At 68.0% G+C, this 20,959-nt stretch carries 17 protein-coding genes and 3 pseudogenes; 12 read left to right on the forward strand and 8 right to left on the reverse strand.

Translation table 11 applies throughout. The annotated features are described in order from the left end of the window. Positions 1-73: 73 nt before the first annotated feature. Together RGU41_RS17295 and RGU41_RS17300 are read right to left on the reverse strand one after the other, a co-directional pair. A complete protein-coding gene (locus RGU41_RS17295; RefSeq protein ID WP_322136938.1) occupies positions 74-1,405 on the reverse strand; it encodes an MFS transporter in 1,332 nt (443 codons plus the stop codon). Then, the gene (locus tag RGU41_RS17300; RefSeq protein ID WP_322136939.1) at positions 1,402-1,878 is read right to left on the reverse strand and encodes a MarR family winged helix-turn-helix transcriptional regulator; all 477 of its coding nucleotides are present in this window, start codon (positions 1,876-1,878) and stop codon (positions 1,402-1,404) included. The genes RGU41_RS17295 and RGU41_RS17300 overlap by 4 nt, the downstream gene beginning before the upstream one ends. A 90-nt stretch (positions 1,879-1,968) precedes the next feature. Here RGU41_RS17300 and RGU41_RS17305 point away from each other — a divergent pair, with 90 nt between their 5' ends. Both RGU41_RS17305 and RGU41_RS17310 read left to right on the forward strand, forming a co-directional pair. Beyond that, entirely contained in the window at positions 1,969-2,832 is an 864-nt protein-coding gene (locus RGU41_RS17305; protein WP_134449167.1) for an alpha/beta fold hydrolase, read from the forward strand. 9 nt (positions 2,833-2,841) lie between these two features. Then, positions 2,842-3,891, forward strand: coding sequence for a lipoate--protein ligase family protein (locus RGU41_RS17310; protein WP_134449166.1), 1,050 nt, complete (start codon positions 2,842-2,844; stop codon positions 3,889-3,891). A 36-nt stretch (positions 3,892-3,927) separates the two neighbouring features. Here the strand turns inward: RGU41_RS17310 and RGU41_RS17315 are convergent, their stop codons facing one another. Beyond that, positions 3,928-4,281 (reverse strand): GNAT family N-acetyltransferase, encoded by a 354-nt coding sequence (locus RGU41_RS17315; RefSeq protein ID WP_134449165.1) that lies wholly within the window; start codon positions 4,279-4,281, stop codon positions 3,928-3,930. Positions 4,282-4,315: 34 nt separating this feature from the next. On the opposite strand from RGU41_RS17315, the pseudogene RGU41_RS17320 reads away from it, so the two are divergent. Together RGU41_RS17320 and RGU41_RS17325 are read left to right on the forward strand one after the other, a co-directional pair. Next, positions 4,316-5,271, forward strand: a pseudogene (locus RGU41_RS17320) (DNA-methyltransferase). 27 nt (positions 5,272-5,298) lie between these two features. Then, positions 5,299-6,222: an LLM class F420-dependent oxidoreductase gene (locus RGU41_RS17325; protein ID WP_134449163.1), complete on the forward strand. Its 924-nt coding sequence runs from the start codon at positions 5,299-5,301 to the stop codon at positions 6,220-6,222. A gap of 133 nt (positions 6,223-6,355) precedes the next feature. Here RGU41_RS17325 and RGU41_RS17330 read toward each other — a convergent pair whose 3' ends face one another. Further along, positions 6,356-7,384 carry a LacI family DNA-binding transcriptional regulator gene (locus RGU41_RS17330; RefSeq protein ID WP_134449162.1) on the reverse strand — a complete coding sequence of 343 codons (1,029 nt, stop codon included), beginning with the start codon at positions 7,382-7,384 and terminating at the stop codon, positions 6,356-6,358. Positions 7,385-7,690: 306 nt separating this feature from the next. Here RGU41_RS17330 and RGU41_RS17335 point away from each other — a divergent pair, with 306 nt between their 5' ends. The 3 genes and pseudogenes from RGU41_RS17335 to RGU41_RS17345 all read left to right on the forward strand — a co-directional run bounded on the left by RGU41_RS17335 (position 7,691) and on the right by RGU41_RS17345 (position 11,159). Continuing rightward, a complete protein-coding gene (locus RGU41_RS17335; protein WP_134560671.1) occupies positions 7,691-9,022 on the forward strand; it encodes an ABC transporter substrate-binding protein in 1,332 nt (443 codons plus the stop codon). Positions 9,023-9,106: 84 nt separating this feature from the next. Beyond that, positions 9,107-10,233, forward strand: a pseudogene (locus RGU41_RS17340) (carbohydrate ABC transporter permease). After that, positions 10,230-11,159, forward strand: coding sequence for a carbohydrate ABC transporter permease (locus RGU41_RS17345; RefSeq protein WP_174774658.1), 930 nt, complete (start codon positions 10,230-10,232; stop codon positions 11,157-11,159). The pseudogene RGU41_RS17340 and the gene RGU41_RS17345 overlap by 4 nt, the downstream one beginning before the upstream one ends. Before the next feature lie 93 nt (positions 11,160-11,252). Here the strand turns inward: RGU41_RS17345 and RGU41_RS17350 are convergent, their stop codons facing one another. Both RGU41_RS17350 and RGU41_RS17355 read right to left on the reverse strand, forming a co-directional pair. Then, complete coding sequence (locus tag RGU41_RS17350) at positions 11,253-11,933, reverse strand: NAD(P)-binding oxidoreductase (protein ID WP_134562112.1); 681 nt, start codon at positions 11,931-11,933, stop codon at positions 11,253-11,255. 80 nt (positions 11,934-12,013) lie between these two features. Beyond that, positions 12,014-13,750, reverse strand: coding sequence for an MDR family MFS transporter (locus RGU41_RS17355; RefSeq protein WP_134449265.1), 1,737 nt, complete (start codon positions 13,748-13,750; stop codon positions 12,014-12,016). Positions 13,751-13,953: 203 nt separating this feature from the next. On the opposite strand from RGU41_RS17355, the gene RGU41_RS17360 reads away from it, so the two are divergent. From RGU41_RS17360 to RGU41_RS17375, 4 genes are all read left to right on the forward strand, one after another. Then, positions 13,954-14,799, forward strand: a complete 846-nt coding sequence (locus RGU41_RS17360; protein ID WP_134562113.1) for a M15 family metallopeptidase — start codon at positions 13,954-13,956, stop codon at positions 14,797-14,799. Positions 14,800-14,897: 98 nt separating this feature from the next. Then, on the forward strand, positions 14,898-15,770 hold the full coding sequence (locus tag RGU41_RS17365; protein WP_322136940.1) for an IPT/TIG domain-containing protein: 873 nt from the start codon (positions 14,898-14,900) through the stop codon (positions 15,768-15,770). Continuing rightward, entirely contained in the window at positions 15,749-16,267 is a 519-nt protein-coding gene (locus tag RGU41_RS17370; protein WP_322136941.1) for an amidase domain-containing protein, read from the forward strand. Before RGU41_RS17365 ends, RGU41_RS17370 begins: the two co-directional genes overlap by 22 nt. 96 nt (positions 16,268-16,363) lie before the next feature. Then, complete coding sequence (locus RGU41_RS17375; RefSeq protein WP_134560737.1) at positions 16,364-17,128, forward strand: amidase domain-containing protein; 765 nt, start codon at positions 16,364-16,366, stop codon at positions 17,126-17,128. A gap of 85 nt (positions 17,129-17,213) precedes the next feature. On the opposite strand, the pseudogene pgm reads toward RGU41_RS17375, so the two are convergent. Next, positions 17,214-18,828 (reverse strand): annotated as a pseudogene (pgm, locus tag RGU41_RS17380) (phosphoglucomutase (alpha-D-glucose-1,6-bisphosphate-dependent)). A 35-nt stretch (positions 18,829-18,863) separates the two neighbouring features. Between pgm and pheA the strand changes: the two are divergent. Further along, on the forward strand, positions 18,864-19,799 hold the full coding sequence (gene pheA / locus RGU41_RS17385) for a prephenate dehydratase (RefSeq protein ID WP_134560736.1): 936 nt from the start codon (positions 18,864-18,866) through the stop codon (positions 19,797-19,799). A gap of 152 nt (positions 19,800-19,951) precedes the next feature. Here the strand turns inward: pheA and RGU41_RS17390 are convergent, their stop codons facing one another. Then, on the reverse strand, positions 19,952-20,953 hold the full coding sequence (locus RGU41_RS17390; protein ID WP_134560735.1) for a diacylglycerol/lipid kinase family protein: 1,002 nt from the start codon (positions 20,951-20,953) through the stop codon (positions 19,952-19,954). Positions 20,954-20,959 lie beyond the last annotated feature (6 nt).

Consider the following 20,959-nt stretch of genomic DNA (forward strand, 5'->3'; position numbering starts at 1 on the left):
GCCGCCGCGCCGCTTTCGTCAGCCCGCTCCCGAAACGGCGGGCGCGGCCTGCCGAAACCGGCGCGGGCGCGACCTAGCGGGTCGCCTCGATGATTGCGATCTCGCGGGTGGCGGTCTCCACGTCGATGGGGTCGTGGTCGCGTCCGTCGCCGTCGTGGTGCACCTGCATGTGGGGCACGACCCCTCTGCGGTACCGAACGCGCAGGCTGCGGTACCTGATCAGCCAGAACAGCATGGCCCCCGCGGCCAGGATGCCCGAAAGAGCCGCGACGCCCAGCGCCCAGCGCGGGCCGAAGCGGTCGGCGACCCACCCGACGAACGGGGCGCCGAGCGGGGTGCCGCCGGCGAAAATGGCCATGTAGAGCGCCATCACCCGGCCACGCATCGCGGGCTTCGTGGTGGTCTGCACATAGGCGTTCGCGGTCGTCATGAGCGTGAGCGAGAACAGCCCGACGAAGACGAGCGAGACCGCGAAACTGAGATACGTGGGCATCACCGCGGCGATTCCGCACGCCACGCCGAAGAGCGCGGCGCCGGCGACGACGAGGCGCAGTCGCGGGCGGCTTCGACGGGCCGACAGCAGCGCGCCCGCGACCGAGCCGACGGCCATGATGGAACTCAGCAGCCCGAATTCGCCGGCGCCCATGTGGAATTCGACCGTCGCCATGGTTGCGGTGAAGATCGCGAAGTTGAGCCCGAAGGTTCCGATCAGGAAGACCGCGATCAGCACGACGATGATGTCTGGCCGATGCGCGACGTAGCGGAACCCGGCCATCAGCTGGCCCCGCTTCCGCGGCGCCCGCGGCTGGGGGCGCAGCTCGCTCGTGTGCAGCAGGGTCATCGCGACGACCGTCGCGGCGAAGGTGACGGCGTTGATCAGGAACACCCAGCCCGCGCCGACCGCGACCGTCAGCAGGCCGGCGACGGCCGGGCCGATCAGGCGGGCGCCGTTGAACGAGGCCGAATTCAGTGCGACCGCGTTGGACAGGTTGCTGTCGGGGACGAGCTCGGAGACGAAGGTCTGCCGTGCGGGAGAGTCGATCGCGGCGACGATCCCGAGTCCGAGCGCAAAGAGGTAGACATGCCAGAGCTGGGCGACGCCGGTCACGACGATCAGCCCGAGCCCGAGGGCCAGGACGCCCATCAGGCTCTGGGTCATGATCAAGAGCTTGCGCCGATTGAACCGGTCCGCGATCAGGCCGGACCACGGCATCAGCAGGAGTTGCGGCCCGAACTGCAGGGCCATCACGATCCCGACCGCCGTTGCGTTGTGGTCGGTGAGCATCGTCAGGACGATCCAGTCCTGGGCGGTGCGCTGCATCCACGTTCCGATGTTCGACACGAGGGCGCCTGCGAACCAGATTCGGTAGTTCGGGACGCTCAGGGAGCGGAACATGGTACTCAACTGTCGGTGAGCTCCTTCATGACGGTGATGGCCTCGGTGAGCACGCTGCGCTGTTCGGGGCTGAGCTTGGCGATGCGGAGGGCGAGCCAGGCATCCCGTCGGTTGCGGGTCTCGTGCATGAGGGTGCGACCGGAGTCGGTCACGGTGAGGATGATCTTGCGGCCGTCGTCCGTGGAGCCCGCCCGGTGGACGAGGCCGGCCGATACGAGCACCCCGACGGTGCGGCTCATCGAGGGCGGAGTGACCCGCTCATGCTCGCTGAGTTCGCGCAGGGTGAATGGACCGTTGAAGAAGAGGGAGCCGAGGGCGGAGAACTGGCTCGCGCTCAGCTCGTTGTCGGCCTTCTCCTGGCGCAGGCGACGGGCGAGGCGACCGTTTGCGACGCGGAAGTCATGGCTGAGCTCTGCAACGCTCGGCCGGTGTCCGGCGTGGGTGTCCGGCGGGGTCACGGCCGGTTCGAGCCTGGAATCCATAACTCATAACTGTAACCGTTTAGCAAGGCTAAGTATTCCCGTGAATTCTCCCGTTCTGACAGACTTCTCCCGTTCTGTCAGACTGGCCGCGTGCCTACCTATACGGATGACTATGGCGTCACCTTCGAGTACTACGTGTGGCCGGTGCCGCGCCCGCGGGCGGTCGTTCAGGTGGTGCACGGCGTCGGTGAACACGCCAACCGCTATACCGAGCTCGTCGGCCGGCTGAACGAGGCCGGCTACACCGTGTACGCGGACGACCACCGCGGCCACGGGCAGACCGGGCTGCGACAGTATGCGGGCGACACGACCAGGCTCGGACGGCTCGGCCCCGGCGGGTTGCGGGCCGCGGTCGCCGGCGTGTATCAGCTGAGCGGCATCATCCGCTCGGCGCACCCGCACCTGCCGCTCGTTCTGCTGGGGCACAGCTGGGGCTCGTTCATGGCGCAGATGATCCTCAACGAGCACGCGGATGCCTATGCCGCGGTGGTCCTGACCGGTACCGCCTATCGCTGGCCGGGCTACCTCAACGGCGGGGACCTCAATGCGCGGCACAAGCACCTCGGAACGACGGGCGTCGAATGGCTCAGCCGTGATCCCGCGGTCGCGGACGCCTTTGTCGCCGATCCGCTGACGACCATGACGCCGCTCGCGAAGCTCTTCGGCCTCCGGGAGGCCGCGCGGCTCTTCGGACGTCCGGCGCGCGGACTGCCGGCCGACCTCCCGCTCCTGATCCTCGTCGGCGGAGACGACACCGTTGGCGGGGAGCGCAGCGCAACCATGCTCAAGAACGCATACGCGCGACGCTCAGGGCTGCGGGACATTCGCCTGGTGGTATATCCCGGTGCCCGGCATGAAGTCTTCAACGAAACGAACCGCGCCGAGGTCTTCGACGAGCTGATCGGCTGGCTCGACAGGCAGTTACCCCCGGGGGTCGGCGGGATCGACGGTTAGGCTGGCCTCATGCATGGTGAATACAAGGTCCCTGGTGGCAAGCTCGTGGTCGTCGACCTGGACGTCGTCGACGACACGATCGTCAATTTCCGGCTGGCTGGGGACTTCTTCCTCGAGCCAGACGATGCCCTCGGGGCGATCAATGCGGCCGTGACCGGCCTGCCGGCCGGCACAGATGCTGCAGGGCTCGCCGCCGCGGTGCGCGCGGCCCTGCCACCCCAGGCCACCCTGCTCGGGTTCTCCCCCGAGGCCGTGGCGGTCGCGATCCGCAGGTCCCTCGCGCAGGCGAGTGGCTGGCGGGACTACGACTGGCAGCTCGTGCACTCCAAAGCCGTGCCCCCGGTGATGCAGATGGCGCTCGACGAGGTGCTCGCGATCGAGGTCGGCGAGGGCAGGCGCAAGCCCACGCTGCGGATCTGGGAGTGGACGGAGCCCGCCGTCGTCATCGGAAGCTTCCAGTCGCTCCGGAACGAGGTCGACGCCGAGCAGGCGGAGGCCCACGGCTTCACCGTCGTCCGCCGGATCAGCGGCGGCGGCGCCATGTTCATGGAGGCAGGCTCGGTCATCACATACTCGATCTACGCTCCCACCGCGCTCGTGCAGGGAATGACCTTCGCCGACTCCTACGCCTTCCTCGACGAATGGGTGCTCACCGCGCTGCGCTCGCTGGGCATCGACGCGCACTACCAGCCGCTCAACGACATCACGAGCCCGACCGGCAAGATCGGCGGCGCCGCGCAGAAGCGTCTCGGCAGCGGTGCCGTGCTGCACCACGTGACTATGAGCTACGACATGGACGGCGAGAAGATGGTGCAGGTACTGCGCATCGGTCGCGAAAAGCTCAGCGACAAGGGCATCACGAGCGCCGTCAAACGGGTCGACCCGCTCCGCAGCCAGACCGGCCTCAGCCGTGCCGAGATCATCGACAGGATGAAGCAGACCTTCACGACCCTGTACGGCGCGGTAGACGGGGACATCACCGAGGCGGAATACGCCGCCGCCGAGGCGCTCGTGGCGAGCAAGTTCGGCACCGACGAGTGGATCGCCCGCGTCCCCTGACCGACGGTCGAGGCCTGCTCGACGGGGGGACGGCGGCTACCGGCCGCGGGTCAGCAGGTCCTGGTATTCGGCGTGCTTGTCGATCCACGCGACGACATAGGGGCAGACGGCGACGACCGTCAGGTCAGTGCGCTCGCGCATGTCGTCGAGGGCCTGCTCGACGAGGATGCTCGCGAGTCCTTCGCCCCGGTGCCGGGGGTCGACTTCGACGTGGGTGAAGAGCACCCGGGAGCCGTCGATCTCATAGTCGGCGAAACCCGCGGTCGTGTCCCCGAAGAGCAGGCTGTACCGGGAGAGGGCCGGCTCATGCCGGAAGGTGGGCCGCGCGGTATCCTGCGTCGTCGCATCCGCCGGAGTCGTTGATTCGGTCGTCGGGGAGTCTGTAGTCATCCCCATAGAGTAAGCCGACTGACACAATGAGGGAATGCCAACCGCGTGGTCCCCGTCCTCCCCCAACCGTGTCGTCCATGCAGACAACCTCGAAATCCTGCCTGCCCTTCCCGACGGGGCGTTCACGCTGATCTATCTCGACCCGCCCTTTAATACCGGTCGCAAGCAGAATCGGCGCACGACCACTTCGGTGCGAGTGGCTGCGGTGACCGGGTCTGTCCCTGACCCGGCATCGGCGGACGCCCCCTGACTGGGGTCGCTGTGTCTTCGCCGCGAGCGGGCGGTTTGGCGGCCGCCGGCACCATCACGGGGTTCAAGGGGCAGCTCTACGAGCGGATCAAGGGCGACCTGCTCGGCTACGACGACCAGTTCGAGGACTACTGGGCCTTCCTCGAACCCAGGCTGATCGAGGCCTGGCGACTCCTCGCCGAAGACGGCACCCTCTACCTGCACCTCGACTACCGCGAGGCGCACTACGCCAAGGTCCTCCTCGACGCGCTCTTCGGCCGCGACTGCTTCCTCAACGAACTGATCTGGGCCTACGACTATGGCGCGAAGTCCAAGAACCGCTGGCCGACCAAGCACGACACGATCCTCGTCTACGTGAAGAACCCGCAGCACTACTACTTCGACTCGACGACGGTCGACCGCGAGCCGTACATGGCCCCCGGCCTCGTCACGCCGGAGAAGGTCGCGCGCGGCAAGCTGCCCACGGATGTCTGGTGGCACACGATCGTGTCGCCGACGGGCAAGGAGAAGACCGGTTACCCCACGCAGAAGCCGGTCGGCATCCTGCGGCGGATGATCCAGGCCTCGAGTCGCGAGGGCGACTGGGTGCTCGACTTCTTCGCCGGCAGCGGCACGACGGGTGCCGTCGCCGAGTCCCTCGGCCGCCGCTTCCTGCTCGTCGACCAGAACCCGGAGTCGATCCAGGTGATGCGCACCCGGTTCGCGGCCCTTCCGGAGGTCGAATTCCTCGACGCGTCCTGATTCCGGGCCGTCTGGGAGACTGGACGGATGAGACTCCGCATCTTCACAGAACCCCAGCAGGGCGCCAGCTACGACGACATCCTCGCGGTCGCGCAGGCCACAGAGGCGCTCGGGTTCGATGCGTTCTTCCGCTCAGACCACTACATGGTCATGGGCGACGGCGGCGGGCTGCCCGGACCGACGGATGCCTGGACGACCCTCGCCGGACTCGCCCGCGAGACCAGCCGCATCCGCCTGGGCACCCTCGTCTCCTCGGTGACCTACCGGGCGCCGGGGATCCTCGCGATCCAGGTCGCCCAGGTCGACCAGATGTCGGGAGGCCGGGTCGAGCTCGGGCTCGGCACCGGCTGGTTCGAGAAGGAGCACCTCGCCTATGGCATCCCGTTCCCGGCCAAACGCTTCGGCATGCTCGAGGAGCAGCTCGAAATCGTCACCGGGCTCTGGGAGACGCCTGTCGGCGATCGATATGACTTCACCGGTGAGCATTACACCCTCGTCGATTCCCCCGCCCTCCCGAAACCCGCCCAGCAGCGGGTTCCCGTGATCGTCGGCGGCGGCGGGGCGAAGCGCACCCCGGCCCTCGCGGCCCGCTTCGCGACCGAGTTCAACCTGCCGTTCCCCGAGTTCGCCGATATCCCCGGCAAGTTCGCCGGCGTGCGGGCGGCGTGTGCGACGATCGGGCGGGACCCGGGGGAGTTGCACTATTCCGTGGCGCTCATCGCGGTCGCCGGGCGCGATGAGTCCGAGTTCGCACGCCGGGCCGCCGCGGTCGGCCGGGAGCCCGCCGAGCTGCGCGAGCACGGTCTCGCCGGTACCGCCGCGGAGATCGTCGACCGTCTCGGCGCCCTCGCAGAAGCCGGCGTCGACACCGTCTACCTTCAGATCATGGACCTCGCCGACCTGGACCACCTCGACTTCATCGCCCGCGAGGTCGCACCCCGGCTTCCCTGAGCGTTCGAGCGCGGCTGTGGCCGGGCGCGAAGTTCCGCGAGAGTACACTTTCGGCCCCTAAACCGCGGGTTTAAGGGCCACAAGTGCACTCTCGCGAGCAGGGGGCGGTGCGGGGCGGATGCTGCGGAGCGGGTCAGGCGGACTCGCGCAGCACCAGGCTGGTCGGCATGATGTTGCGGTGCGGCACGGTCTCGTCGTCCGCGAGCAGGCGCAGGAGCAGGTCCGCCATTGCGAAGCCCATCTCCTTCGAGGGCTGGCTCACGGTGGTCATCCCGATCGGCCCCGAGGTGGCTGCCGGGCTGTCGTCGTATGCGACAACCGCGATGTCCCTCGGCACGGCCCTGCCCAGCTCGGCGAGGACGCCGAGCGCGCCGGTCGCCATCAGGTCACTCGCCACGAAGAGGGCGTCGATGTCCGGGCAGCGCTCGAGCAGGCGGCGGGTGGCCGCCGCGGCACCGGAGGCCGTGAAGTCGGCGTGCTCGACGGCATCCGTCGCGAGGCCCGCGTTCTCGAGCACCCGGCGGAACCCGGTGAGGCGGTCGATGCCTGCCGGCATGTCGACGGGCCCGGTGATCGTGCCGATCCGGCGCCTGCCGATGTCGACAAGGTGCTGGACGCCGCTCATGGAGCCCGCGATGTTGTCGACGTCGACGAAGTAGTTGTTCGCGCCGGAGTCGTTGGTCGGGCGCCCACCGAAGACGACCGGCATCGTGGATTCGAGGTCGGCGACGAAGTTGTCCCCGGTGTGGTGCGAGATGACGAGTGCCCCGTCGACGTTTCCCGCGCGCAGGTAACGCATGGTCTTGTGACGCGGGTCAGTCGAGGCGACCAGAAGGTTGAGCGTGTAGTCGCTCTCGTCGAGGCGCTGGGTGATGCCCTGCACGACGGCGGCGAAGTAGGGATCGCCGAAGAACTTCGTCATGTCTTCCGGCACGACGAGGGCGACCGACTGGGTCTGCCGGCTGGCAAGCGAGCGGGCAGCGCGGTTGGGCACGTAATTGAGCCGTTCGATCGCGGCCGTGACCGACACGACGACCTCCGGCCGCACCTTGGGCGACCCGTTGACGACGCGGCTCACGGTGGCGCGGGACACGCCGGCCTCGGCCGCCACCATTTCGAGCGTCGGCTGCGGCGGACGCGCGTTGCGGACTCCCGATGTCATGGGGTCAGTCTATTTGGATGCGCGCAGCGCGCTGGCACACCGGAGCCGGAGCGCCGTCCCGAGGCGGGCGCGGGGCACTCCGCAGGGTCGCGGCCGAATGGGTTTCGTGTCGCCTTGACAAGGGATCGGTGGGTGACCTAGTGTTGCGTTGATCAGTGAGAGCGCTCTCACACCAAAATGAGAGCGCTCTCACAACCCCGTTGGGCGGGCGCCTCTCCCTGAGAGCCACCCGCCAGGCGCCGGTCGCTTGCAACACACATTTCTCGCATTACACACACGCACAAACACGCACACAAAGGAGTGACAGTGAAGTTCTCACGACGCACCAAGGTCGGGGCAGCAGTAGCCTGCGCCGCATCCTTCGCCCTCATTGCGACGGGCTGTTCATCGGCAGGAACCGGCACCTCAGCCAGTGCCGCACCGGTCGAGCTGACCGTCACGACGTTCGGCACCATGGGCATGGATGCTCTCTACGCCCAGTACGAGGCCTCGCACCCCGGCATCACCATCAAGGCCAACAACATCGACACCGGTGGCAATGCCCAGACGGATGCCTTCACCAAGATCGCGGCAGGCAGCGGCCTCTCCGACGTTCTCGCCGTCGAGGAAGGCTGGCTGGGCGCGATTCAGAACGTCTCGAGCCAGTTCACCGACCTCAAGGCTTACGGTGCAGACTCGGTCAAGGACCGCTGGGTTTCGTGGAAGGTCGACCAGGCCACCGACAAGGACGGTCGCATCATCGGATACGGCACGGATATCGGCCCGGAGGGCATCTGCTACAACAGCAAGGCCTTCGCAGCAGCCGGTCTCCCGACCGACCGCGCCGCAGTCGCCACCCTGCTCGGGGGCAGCGGCTCCACCTGGGACAAGTACTTCGCGGTGGGCGAGCAGTACCAGAAGGCAACCGGCAAGGCGTGGTTCGACCAGTCCGGCTTCATCTGGAACTCGATGGTCAACCAGCTCCCCGAGGGCTATTACACCAAGGACGGCAAGCTCAACGTCGAGAACAACGCAGACCTGAAGTCCGCATGGACGAAGCTCGCCGCCGCAAACGCGGCCGGCCTCTCCGCCAAGCAGACCCAGTGGGACTGGAACAAGGGCACGTCGTTCACCGACGGCACCTTCGCAACCTTCATGTGCCCGGGCTGGATGCTCGGAGTCGTCCAGGGCCAGGTCAAGACCGCCGGCGGCGACGCCGTTGGCGCGACGGCCGGCTGGGACTTCGCCGACGTCTTCCCCGGAGGAGCCGCCAACTGGGGCGGTTCGTTCCTGACCGTTCCGACGCAGTCCAAGCACCCGAAGGAAGCCGCTGAACTGGCCACCTGGCTGACCGACGCCAAGCAGGAAGTCGCCGAATTCCAGGCGGCAGGCGCGTTCCCGAGCGTCACGGCCGCCCAGACCGATCCTGCACTCGCTGCGGGGACCGGCATCTCGGCCTTCTTCAACGACGCACCGATCGCATCCATCCTGAGCAAGCGCGCCGACGGCGTGAAGGCCCAGTACAAGGGACCGGATGACTCCACGATCCAGGAGAAGGTCTTCGGACCGTCCACGATCTCCCTCGATCAGGGCGTGTCAGGCGACAAGGCCTGGTCCGACGCCATGACGCTGTTCAACCAGCTCATCGTCAACAAGTAGCAGCAAGCATCCGCTCGGTGGGAGTGCCCCGGTACCTGCGCCCGCAGGCGCCGGGGCACTCCCGCTCGAAGGCAGAAAGCCACCATGACACTCACACGTGAACCAGAAGCCAGCAGCCCGCCGCGGCCCGACCGTACCGGTCGCAAGAGCGCCCTCACCTACAAGCACCGGCTCAGCCGCCTGGACGTGAAGCTCTCGCCCTACCTGTACATCTCGCCGTTCTTCGTGCTCTTCGGCGTCGTCGGCCTGTTCCCGCTGGTGTACACCTTCGTGGTGTCGCTCAACCACTGGAACCTGCTGAGCGGCCCGGGGAGTGGGTCGGATTCGACAACTACGCCGCCGAACTGAACGACCCGCTGTTCTGGAACTCGCTGTTCAACACGATGAGCATCTTCCTGCTCTCGAGCATCCCGCAGCTCATCGCCGCGACCTTCATCGCCGCGGTTCTCGACCAGAACCTGCGGGCCAAGACCTTCTGGCGCATGAGCGTCCTGATCCCGTACGTGGTGACTCCGGTCGCCGTCGCGCTGATCTTCTCGAACATGTTCAGCGAGCAGAACGGCATGATCAACCACCTCCTGAGCTTCGTCGGCGTCGATCCGGTGATGTGGAAGACGGATGTCTTCCCCAGTCACATCGCGATCGCCAGCATGGTGAACTGGCGCTGGACCGGGTACAACGCCCTCATCCTCCTCGCCGCCATGCAGTCTGTTCCGCGCGACATCCACGAATCGGCAGCCCTCGACGGGGCCGGATTCTTCCGCCGGTTCTTCTCGATCACGCTGCCGAGCATCCGCCCCACCATGATCTTCGTGATCATCACCGCCACCATCGGTGGCCTGCAGATCTTCACGGAGCCTCGCCTGTACGATGCGACGACCCCGACGCCGGGCGGCGCCCACCGGCAATTCCAGACCACCGTGCTCTATCTCTGGGAGATGGCGTTCCAGCGGCAGAACTTCGGCAAGGCCTCGGCCGTCGCCTTCATCCTGTTCCTCATCATCGTGGCGTTCGGCGTCCTGAACTTCCTGATTTCTCAGCGCATCGCCACCACGGATTCCCGCACGGACGTCAAGTCTGCGAAACGGGTGCTGCGGCGCAAGGCCGCGGCCGACCGGGAGGCTGCACTGGCGGCATCCGGAGCGGGCGAGCCCGTTGATTCCCCTCCATCCAGCACGCTCCCCACCGGCGCGAAGGAGCCCAGATCATGACCGGCACACTCACCCCAACTCCCACCGAGCCGGTTCGGCCGGCCCGGCCCGTCAAGCCCCGCGCCGAGAAGAACCCCGCCGGGCGGATGAAGGGCCACAAGGGCCTGGGGATCGACAGACGACCCGGTTTCCTCACGTACGGCATCCTGCTCGCCCTGTTCCTCGGTGGTGCGTACCCGCTCTGGTGGTCGGTCGTCGTCGGCTCGAGCTCGTCATCCGTATTGAGCCAGGAATGGCCGCCCCTCCTCCCGGGCGGACAGTTCTGGATCAACGTCGCCGCCGTCTTCGACACGATCCCGTTCTGGCAGGCGCTGCTCAACAGCGTCGTGGTGTCGACGATCATCACGGTCTCCGTGGTCTCGTTCTCCACGCTCGCCGGCTACGCCTTTGCGAAGCTGCGCTTCCGCGGCAGCAACGGGCTGATGGTCTTCGTCGTCGGGACCATGGCGATTCCCACCCAGCTCGGGATCATCCCGTTGTTCATCCTGATGCGTCAGTTCGGCTGGACCGGTTCCGTCGGTGCCATCATCATCCCGACCCTCGTCACCGCGTTCGGCGTGTTCTTCATGCGGCAGTACCTCGTCGACGTCATCCCCGACGAGCTCATCGAGGCAGCCCGTGTCGACGGCGCGAACATGATCACGACCTTCTGGAACGTCGCGGTGCCCGCGGCACGACCGGCGATGGCGATCCTCTCGCTGTTCACCTTCATGATGGCCTGGACGGACTTCCTCTGGCCGATGATCGTGTCCCCGCAGAACCCGACACTCCAGGTCGCGCTCAGCCAGCTCCAGTCCGCCAAGTACGTGGACTATTCCGTCGTCCTCGCCGGCGCCGTGCTCGCGACGCTTCCCCTGCTGATCCTGTTCGTCCTCGCCGGCAAGCAGCTCATCTCCGGCATCATGGCGGGCGCCGTCAAGGGCTGATTCCCGCCCGATCAGAAACGCGAAAGCGGGTGAATCGTCGTTCTCGAATGGTGAGAACGACGATTCACCCGCTTTCGCGTGCTACCGCCCGGGTCAGGCGAGGGCGGAGACCGCAGCCTGGACCGGCGTGCGGCCGGAGACCAGGTACAGCGTCTCCAGGGCGCCGGAGCCCGAGACGATGAGCGCGGCGAGAACCGCCGCGACGTCCGCGCGGGGGATCGTGCCGCGCACCTCCGGGATACCCGGACCGGTGTGCTCGAGGGTCACGAGCCCGGCGGCCGGCTCGTCAGTGAGACCGGCCGGGCGCACGATCGTCCAGGCGAGGTCCCGGCGCACGAGATCCTCCTCCGCGGCGAGCTTGGCACGGAGGTAGGCCACGAAGTCCGCGGGCACTCCGGCAGGCTCGGCGTCGTCGCGCACGAGGTCGGCCCCGGTCGACGAGACCTGCAGGAACCGGCGCACGCCTGCGGTCTCCGCCGCATCGGCGAGTAGAACGGATGCCCCCAGGTCGACGCTCGTCTTGCGCGCGTCGCCGCTGCCCCCGCCTGCGCCTGCGGCGAAGACGGCCACGTCGGCCCCGGACAGAACCTCCGCGAGCTCGGCGGGAGTCGTTGCCTCGAGATCGAGCACGACCGGGGTCGCGCCGTCGGTGCGGAGGTCGTCCGCCTGGTTCGGGTTCCGGATCAGTCCGATCACCTCGTGGCCGTCAGCCGTGAGGTCCCGGGTCAGAAGCCGGGCGATCTTTCCGTGTCCACCTGCAATTACAATACGCATCTCAAGGACAACGCCGCCGGGCGCTCCCGAATTCCCGCGCCCGGCATCCGCCCGCCAACCGCCCGTGTCGGGCGCCCGTGTCAGGCGCGGCCCGGGCGTTCGAATTCGTCGGTGTCGAGCCCCGGCTCGACGAGGGCTCCCATCGTGTCGGCGGCGTGCTGCGCGATCATGGCCTCGGAGGCCCGCTCGGTTGCCTGTGTCGCGGCGTGCTCGTCGGCCGCTTCCTGCATGGCGCTCGTCTTGCGGAGCGGATCGACCTTGAGGAAGAGGCTCAGTACGAAGGCGATCAGCACGACGACGAGGCTCACCCAGAACACCGTGACCGTGGCGTCGTTGAAGCCGACGAGGAAAGGCTGCGAGAGCCGAGGGTCCGCCGCGTTCAGGAACGAGGTGTCCCCGTCGAGGGCCGTCCCGAGCCCGGCCGGTTTCTGTAACAGGGCCAGGATGCCGGCGTTGGCTGGGTCGGCGAGCACGGCCGGATCTGAGGCGGCCGCCTTGACGCCGGCGACGATCGTCGGATTGCCGAATGCCGCGCCGAGGGTGTCCGGGATGCGGGTGAAGAGCACCGAGAACAGCACGGCGGTGCCGAGCGTGCCACCGATCTGACGGAAGAACGTCGAAGCGGATGTCGCGACGCCGATGTCCCGCGGTCCCACCGAGTTCTGGCTCGCGATGGTCAGCGTCTGCATGAGCTGGCCGAGACCGAGACCCACGAGGAGCATGCCCGTCATCATGAACCAGACCGGCTTGTCCGCGGTCGCGAAGGTGAAGAGCAAGAACCCGCCGGCCATGAACGCGGTGCCGACCGTGGGGAAGACGCGGTACTTGCCGGTGCGGGCGATGATCTGGCCGCTCACGATCGAGGAGATCATCAGGCCGAGGATCATCGGGAGCATCATGAAGCCGCTCTCGGTCGGGGTGGCGCCGTTCACGAGCTGCAGGTAGAGCGGGACGGTCATCATCGCGCCGAACATTCCGAAACCGACGAAGACGCCGAGCACGGTCGCCATCGAGAACGTCGCCGACCGGAAGAGCTTGAGCGGGATGAGCGCGTCATCGCCCATCAGCCGCTCGGCCACGATGAACAGCACGATGCCGAGCACGCCGGTCACGTAGCAGGCGACCGAGGTGAACGACCACCAGCCCCAGGTGCGGCCCTGTTCGGCGACGAGCAGCAGCGGCACTGCGGCGACGATGACTGTAACGGCACCCCACCAGTCGATCCGTACGGGACGCTTGAAGTGCGGGATGTGCAGGAAGCGGATCACGATGATGAGCGCGACGATGCCGATCGGGATATTGATCAGGAACACCCACCGCCAGCCGGTGATGCCGAGGATCGTCGTCGCGCCGGAGAGGACACCGCCGATGAGCGGGCCGATGACGCTCGAAATGCCGAAGACGGCGAGGAAGTAGCCCTGGTACTTGGCGCGCTCCCGCGGCGCGAGCATGTCGCCCATGATCGTGAGCGGAAGGGCCATCAGGCCGCCGGCGCCGAGGCCCTGGATCGCCCTGAATACCGCAAGCTCATACATCGAGTGCGACATCCCGGCCAGGAGGGACCCGATCAGGAACACGGTGATCGCGATCAGGAACAGCGGCCGGCGCCCGAAGATGTCACTGAGTTTGCCGTAGATCGGCGTGCTGATGCACGAGACGATCAGGTACGCGGTCGTCACCCAGGCCTGCAGCGACATTCCGTCGAGGTCGTCGGCGATGGTGCGCATCGACGTCCCGACGATGGTCTGGTCGAGAGCCGACAGGAACATCCCGGCCATCAGGCCGAAGATGACGAACAGGATCTGCCGGTGCGACATCAGGGGAGCGGAGGCGGACGAGGAGGCGGAAGCGGGAGGAGTTTGCATCGTCTGCAAAGTTACACGACGGGCAGGGAATCATCAACAGATTCCCGGACCCCGTTCCCGGCCGTTGGGGGGTGTTTCGGCACGCTCGTGGGGCGAGTCCCGGGACTAGGCTCATGAGCGTGCGTACAGAAGGTCAAACGGGGGGTTCACACAGGATGGGTTGGCGACGGATCACGGCTATCTCCCTCGCTGCCGTTCTCGTGGCCGGCGGGGCCGTCGCGCTCGGTTTTTTCGCGACGCACGCCCCGGCATCCGTCGCAACGGCGCTGCCCGGCGCGACGCCAGACCCCGGGTCTCCCGCGACGCACACGCCCGGCGACCGGCCGACACCCACGGATGCCGCGCGCCCGGCCCCGACCGCATCACCGACGCCGATAGCGTTGGTCCCGCGCTTCGACAAGGCGGCGCGTTCGCACGATGACCCGACCAGCATCTGGGTCGTCGTCGACAAGGACCGCCCCCTGCAGCCGGCCGATTACACCCCGCCGGATCTCGTGACCGTGCCCGTGCCGCACGTCTGGGAACCGCAGCTCCGCCGGGAGGCATCCGACGCCGTCGTGGCCCTTTTCGCCGCCTTCACGGCCGAGACCGGGCTGAAGCTGCAGTCGCAGAGTTCCTACCGCAGTTATCCCACCCAGGTCGCGGTGTACAACGACGACGTCTCGGCCCACGGGCAGGCCGTCGCGGACACGAGCACCGCCCGGCCGGGCACGAGCGAACACCAGACCGGCCTCGCGATCGACATCAGCGCCCTGCCGGCGAGTTGCTCCCTCGACGCCTGCTTCGGGGCGACTCCCCAGGGCACCTGGCTCGCGCACAACGCCTGGAAATACGGTTTCCTGCTCCGTTATCCGGAGGACAAGGTCGCCGTGACCGGCTACGCGTATGAACCGTGGCATTTCCGCTACATCGGCGTCGACCTCGCGACCGAAATGCACACGGATGGCGTGACCACTCTCGAGGAATTCTTCGGTCTCCCGGCGGCCCCGACCTATCACTAGGTCCGGCTCACGCATGGGTTTCGGAGGTTCCGCACAGGGTTCTGGCATGTGCGCGTGTTCGCATGTCGGGTCCCCGTCCGCCGTCCAGAAACGATTTCGTGCGCCCCCATACACGTCCTGAAGGTCCCGCCCGCTCCCGCCATCGCCGGGAAGATCCACTGCCCCTCCGCCCCATCAGCCCTCCACGGCCGACCGATTCGCCGTCCTCGGACTCCCTGTCGACAGGCTCCCTGGCGACCGCCGCCCGCTCCTCCGACTCCCTCGGCGTCGTCCGTTCCCGGCACCGCCTCGAGAAGGCGCCGTCCGGCCACCGCCCGCTGATCTGGCTGGCCGGCTCGGCCGCCGCCGCCAGCCTGTGCTTCGGCCTCTTCGTCCCGCTCTCGAGCCAGGCGTCCCCCGGGGTCGCCACCGCGGCATCCGCCCCACTCGCGGCCTCGCGCCCGGTGCCGGCGAGTGTCGTGGCCGCCGTGCCCGTCGTGGCCGGCAGCCCCGTCATCTACAGCGCGGTGAGCGCCGGCGACGGCGGCTCTGCCGGACCTGTCACCGGCGGAACGGTCGTGAGCGTCACCGGCTCCGGGCTCGCGGGAGTGTCGGGCGTGAGCTTCGGCGGCAACGCCGGCACCGTGCTCTCGGCGACCGACACGACGGTCACCATCTCGACGCCCGCGTCGACCGACTACGGCACCGGTTCCGTGGCGGTCTCGCTCGTTGACAGCACCGGGGCGATCGTTCCCGTCGCGAGCACTCCGGCGGATGCCGCGAACGCTGCCGCAGCGGCCGCGACAGCAGCCGCCGCGTCGAAGGCGTCTTCGGTCGCGTCGCTCTCGCAGGCGATCACGCCCCTCGTGGATGCCGCGGCCCCCTCGCCGCCGCGACCCCGACCCCGGCCCCGAGCGGCGCAGCGAGCGCCCTCGCGAGCACCGGCGCCGCGGCCGACACCGCACCCGCTGTGGCCGTCGCCGCCGGCGTGAGCCCGCTCACCTTCCAGTACGTCCCCGACCCGCGCATCACGGCCCAGATCGGCTACGTGCGCGCCCACTGGAACTCATACAACTCCGCCGTCTACGGCGCCATCGGCGGCAACGACTGCGTCAACTTCACGAGCCAGTCGCTGATCGCGCGCGGGTGGACGATGGACGCCGAGTGGTCCTATAGCGCTGCAGGCGCCGGATACAGCTCCGCCTGGTCGAGCTCGACCGCGTTCGCCGCGTACCTGTCCGCCCACCCCGAGCGTGCCACGCCGCTCACCGCCGGCGAAAGCAGCCGGGTCAAGGTGGGCGACATCGTGCAATTCGACTGGGACCGCTCCGGCGACAAAGACCACACCGGAATCGTCACCCGCGTCGTCAAGGACGCCTCGGGAACGCACCTCTATTACGCAGGTCACACCGAAGATAGCCTCGACAAGTCCGTCGAGGAATCCCTCGCGAACACCGGGGGAACGGTGAGCTACTGGAGCGTCGCCTAGCCCGGCGATTCAGCGACACTTCATAGCTTGGCGGGCAGTTTTCCCATTGAAGTGTGATTATCTGGATATATCCCCCCCAAATGAGACGAGGAATTCGTGCAGTTCACCCGACGCTTTCGCATCAGCGCAGCCGCGCTCGCGTTCGCTGCTCTCGTGATCGGCACCGCCGCCGTCGCATCCTGGGGCGACGACGATTCAGACTCGGCGCGAGCGGAGATCGCCACATCGGTGACCCCCACAGACACCGCGACCCCTCGGGCGACGCCGGCGGATGCCGGTGCTCCCGTCGCCGTCGACACCGCGCCTGTCGCGACCGCAACGCCGACACCCGCTCCGTCGCCCGTGACGACCGCCGCGCCCGCCCCCGTCGCGGCGGCTTCGACCGGCGGAGTGCAGGCCCAGGTCGACTACATGATCGCGCACTGGACGAACTACAACACGGCGGACTACGGCGTCGTCACCGACAACGACTGCGTCAACTTCACGAGCCAGTCCCTGATCCAGCGCGGCTGGGCCATGGACGGCAGCTGGTGGTCCAAGGGCACCGGCTCGTCCTTCACCCACTCGAACGCCTGGGTCAGCTCGACCGCGTTCCGCAACTACCTCGCGAGCTCTGGGCGTGCGACCGCGCTCACCGACCAGCAGCGCGACCAGGTCAAGGTCGGCGACGTCGTGCAGTTCGACTGGGACAACTCGGGCGACCGCGACCACACCGGCGTCGTGACCCGCATCGAGGGCAGCGGCGACGACATCGTCATCTACTACGCAGGCCACACCGACGACACCGACTACCGTTCCGTCGACTACGCGATCACCGTGAAGCACCCGGGCGCCACCGCGTACTACTGGAGCATTCCCTAACCACCGGCCGCGTCACACGACGGATGCCGCCGCCCGCGCCCGCCGACCGGCGAACGTGCGCGACGGCATCCGTCAACGAAAGTGTCTACGCGATGGCGGCGTCAACGATCGCCTTCGCCTCGAGCTGCACCTGGCGGAGGTGCTCCGGGCCCTTGAAGGACTCGGCGTAGATCTTGTAGACGTCCTCTGTGCCGCTCGGCCGGGCGGCGAACCAGGCGTTCTCGGTGACGACCTTGAGGCCGCCGATCGCGGCCCCGTTGCCTGGGGCGTGGCTGAGCTTCGCGAGGATCTTCTCGCCGGCGAGTTCGGTCGCGGTGATCGCGTCGCCGTCGAGCTTGCCGAGCTGGGCCTTCTGCGCGGGCGTCGCCGCGGCATCCACCCGGGCGTACGCCGGGTCGCCGAAGTGCTCGACGAGTTCGGCGTAGCGCTGGCTCGGGCTCTTGCCGGTGACGGCGAGGATCTCGGAGGCGAGCAGGGCCAGCAGGATACCGTCCTTGTCCGTCGTCCAGACCGTGCCGTCGAAGCGCACGAAGCTCGCACCGGCGCTCTCCTCGCCGCCGAACGCGACCGAACCGTCGATGAGCCCGGGCACGAACCACTTGAACCCGACCGGCACCTCCCAGAGGTCGCGGCCGAGGAAGCCGGCGACCCGGTCGATCATCGTCGAGGAGACGAGCGTCTTGCCGATCGCGGCGTCCGCGCGCCAGCCCTCGCGGTGGCTGTAGAGGTAGTCGATCGCGACGGCGAGGAAGTGGTTCGGGTTCATCAGGCCGCCGTCCGGCGTGACGATGCCGTGCCGGTCGGCGTCGGCGTCGTTGCCGGTGAGGATGTCGAAGTCGTCCTTGTGGGCGATGACCGAGGCCATCGCGGAGGGGCTCGACGGGTCCATCCGGATCTTGGAGTCCCAGTCCAGGGTCATGAAGCGCCAGGTCGGGTCGACCTTGGGGTTCGTGACGGTGAGATTGAGCTCGTAGCGGTCGCGGATCGCTCCCCAGTAGCCGACGCTCGCGCCGCCGAGGGGGTCTGCGCCGATGCGGATGCCGCTTGCCTTGATGGCGGCCATGTCGATGATGTTCTCGAGGTCGTTCACGTACGCACCGCGGAAGTCGTAGGTCTCGACCGCGCTCGGTTCGCTCATCTTCACGTCGACGAGTCCGCCGGCGATGAGCTCGTTGGCGCGCGCGGCGATCCAGGAGGTGGCGTCGCTGTCGGCCGGTCCACCGTGCGGGGGTTGTACTTGAAGCCGCCGTCGGTCGGGGGTTGTGGCTGGGGGTGACGACGATGCCGTCGGCCTCATCGGTGTTCCCTGCCCGGTTGTAGGCGAGGATCGCGTGCGAGAGCGACGGGGTGGGCACGTAGTCGTCGAACTCGTCGACGAGGACGCGCACGCCGTTGCCGACGAGCACTTCGAGCGCCGTCGTGTACGCCGGGGCGCTCAGCGCGTGCGGGTCCGTCCCGATGAAAAGGGGGCCCGTGATGCCCTGATTGGTGCGGTACTCGACGATGGCCTGCGTCGTCGCGATGATGTGGTTCTCGTTGAAGGCCGTGTTCAGCGAACTGCCACGGTGCCCGGAGGTGCCGAATGCCACCCGTTGGGCGGGCACGGTCACATCGGGTTTCAGGTCGTAGTACGCCTTGACCAGCGCGTCGACATCGATCAGGTCTGATTCCAGGGCCGGAGTGCCCGCACGTTCATTCATGTCCCCAGTCTGGCACTGCAAGTAGGCTGTGAGCCATGTCCGAGACGCGCAAAGCCAGCTACAGCTTCCTGGGGCCGGCGGGCACCTTCACCGAGGCGGCACTCGCCCAGGTGCCCGAGGCGCGCGGCCAGGCCTGGCGCTCCGTCAACAACGTGGGCGAGGCGCTCGCCGACGTCGTCTCCGGTCGCAGCGTCGCCGCGATGATCGCGATCGAGAATTCCGTCGACGGCGGCGTGTCCGCCACCCAGGACGCGCTCGCGAAGGTGCCGGACCTCCGGATCATCGGCGAGTATCTCGTGCCGGTGAACTTCGTGCTCGTGGCCAGGCCGGGCACGACGCTTGCCGACGTGAAGATCGTCGCCGCGCACCCGGTCGCATACGCCCAGTGCCGGAACTGGCTCGAGACGAACGTTCCGCACCACGGCCACATCCCCGCCTCGAGCAATGTGGCGGCGCCGACCTCACTGCTCGAGACCGAACAGGCGGATGCCGCGGTCGCCCCTCCGGGGATCGAGAACCATCTCGACCTCACGGTTCTCGCCACCGACATCGGTGACAACCCGAACGCCGTCACCCGGTTCGTGCTGGTCAGCCGCACGACCGTGATCCCGGAACGCACCGGTGCGGACAAGACGAGCCTCATCGTCGAGCTGCCGGAGGACCGCGCGGGGGCGCTCCTCGAATTGCTCGAGCAGTTCGCGACCCGCGGGGTCAACCTTTCGCTGATCCAGTCGCGTCCGATCGGCGACGCGCTCGGTCGCTACCGGTTCGTGATCGACGCCGACGGGCACATCCACGACGAACGCGTCGCCGACGCCCTGCTCGGCCTGCGCCGGTTCAGCCCGAAGGTGATCTTCCTCGGCTCGTACCCCCGGGCCGACCTGCAGCAGAACGAGTACACCAAGCGCTACGACGACGACGTCTACATCGGCGCGCGCGCCTGGCTCGACGCCCTCCTCCGCGGCGCCTGACCCGCCACCCCCGCCCCGCGCCCCGCCGCGCCGCTCCCCGGTCTCCTTCGGTCCGCGAGAGTACACTTTTGGCCCTCAAACCGCGGGTTTAAGGGCCAAAAGTGTACTCTCGCGAGCAGGAAAGCAGGCGGAGTGGGGCGGGGCCGGGGGCGTTACGCGGAAGCGGGCGCGGGCATCCGCACCGTGAGCGCGCCGGGGTCGGCACGCAGGGAGACGGCGCGCACCGGGCCGAACTCGTCGCCGTCGATCTCGAACTCCTGCGGGTGCTCGAGCACGATCCTGATCCGTGAACCCCGAAGCGTCGTCATCACCCGTTCGTTGCTCGACTCGCTCTGGGCGATGATCCTGCGCCCGACCGCGGAGCGGCGCAGCACGCCGTTCTCCCACGTCACCCTGCGCCAGATGGTCAGCCAGCCGAGGACGCCCTTGGGCTGCAGCACGGCGATGTCGAGAATCCCGTCGTCCACCTGGGCATCGGGCAGGAACTGGATGTTGCCCGGCAGGACCCCGCAGTTCGCGACCAGGATCGTGCTCACGTGCGCCGGCCGGTCGGTGCGACCCTCGAGGCTATAACGGATGCGGAATGGCTTCGACTTCGGGATCACCCGCATTCCGGCATCGACATACGCGAGCCAGCCGACCTGTTTCTTGAGATCGGCGCTCGTGTTGGCGATCATCTGGGCATCGAGCCCGAGGCCGGCCATCACCAGGAAGACGTGTTCGGCCTTCTCGCCCTCGGTGTCGGTGAGCACTGCGACGCCGAGGTCGATCGCCCGGTCCACGCCGCTGAACGCGATCTCCACCGCCGCATCGAGGCTCGCGAGCGGCAGCGCCAGGTTTCGGGCCAACAGGTTCCCCGTTCCGGCCGGCACGATCGCGAGGGCAACGCCCGTGTCGCGCAGGGCCTCGGCGACCGCGCGCACGGTGCCGTCCCCTCCCGCTGCGAGCACCACGGATGCCCCTTGTTCGATCGCCGTCCGGGTCGCCCGCTGACCGGCATCCGTCTCGGTCGTCGACAGCCACACCGTGCCCGACCACCCGGCGGCGGACTCCGCCGCTGCGACGCTCGCGCGGAGCTTGACCACGTCAACCTTGATCGGGTTGTACACGACGGCCGCTCGACGGCCGCTCGGAGTCTCACCGGGAGTATTCACGGGGTA

Source organism: Cryobacterium sp. 10C3, assembly GCF_034314285.1.
In the GTDB taxonomy this organism is placed as follows: domain Bacteria; phylum Actinomycetota; class Actinomycetes; order Actinomycetales; family Microbacteriaceae; genus Cryobacterium; species Cryobacterium glucosi.

Excerpts from the sequence above, each read along its gene's own strand:
- RGU41_RS17300 (WP_322136939.1), bottom strand. The coding sequence starts at position 1,878 with ATGGATTCCAGGCTCGAACCGGCCGTGACCCCGCCGGACACCCACGCC.
- RGU41_RS17310 (WP_134449166.1), top strand. The coding sequence starts at position 2,842 with ATGCATGGTGAATACAAGGTCCCTGGTGGCAAGCTCGTGGTCGTCGAC.
- RGU41_RS17315 (WP_134449165.1), bottom strand. The coding sequence starts at position 4,281 with ATGACTACAGACTCCCCGACGACCGAATCAACGACTCCGGCGGATGCG.
- RGU41_RS17325 (WP_134449163.1), top strand. The coding sequence starts at position 5,299 with ATGAGACTCCGCATCTTCACAGAACCCCAGCAGGGCGCCAGCTACGAC.
- RGU41_RS17330 (WP_134449162.1), bottom strand. The coding sequence starts at position 7,384 with ATGACATCGGGAGTCCGCAACGCGCGTCCGCCGCAGCCGACGCTCGAA.
- RGU41_RS17345 (WP_174774658.1), top strand. The coding sequence starts at position 10,230 with ATGACCGGCACACTCACCCCAACTCCCACCGAGCCGGTTCGGCCGGCC.
- RGU41_RS17350 (WP_134562112.1), bottom strand. The coding sequence starts at position 11,933 with ATGCGTATTGTAATTGCAGGTGGACACGGAAAGATCGCCCGGCTTCTG.
- RGU41_RS17355 (WP_134449265.1), bottom strand. The coding sequence starts at position 13,750 with ATGTCGCACCGGCAGATCCTGTTCGTCATCTTCGGCCTGATGGCCGGG.
- RGU41_RS17360 (WP_134562113.1), top strand. The coding sequence starts at position 13,954 with ATGGGTTGGCGACGGATCACGGCTATCTCCCTCGCTGCCGTTCTCGTG.
- pheA (WP_134560736.1), top strand. The coding sequence starts at position 18,864 with ATGTCCGAGACGCGCAAAGCCAGCTACAGCTTCCTGGGGCCGGCGGGC.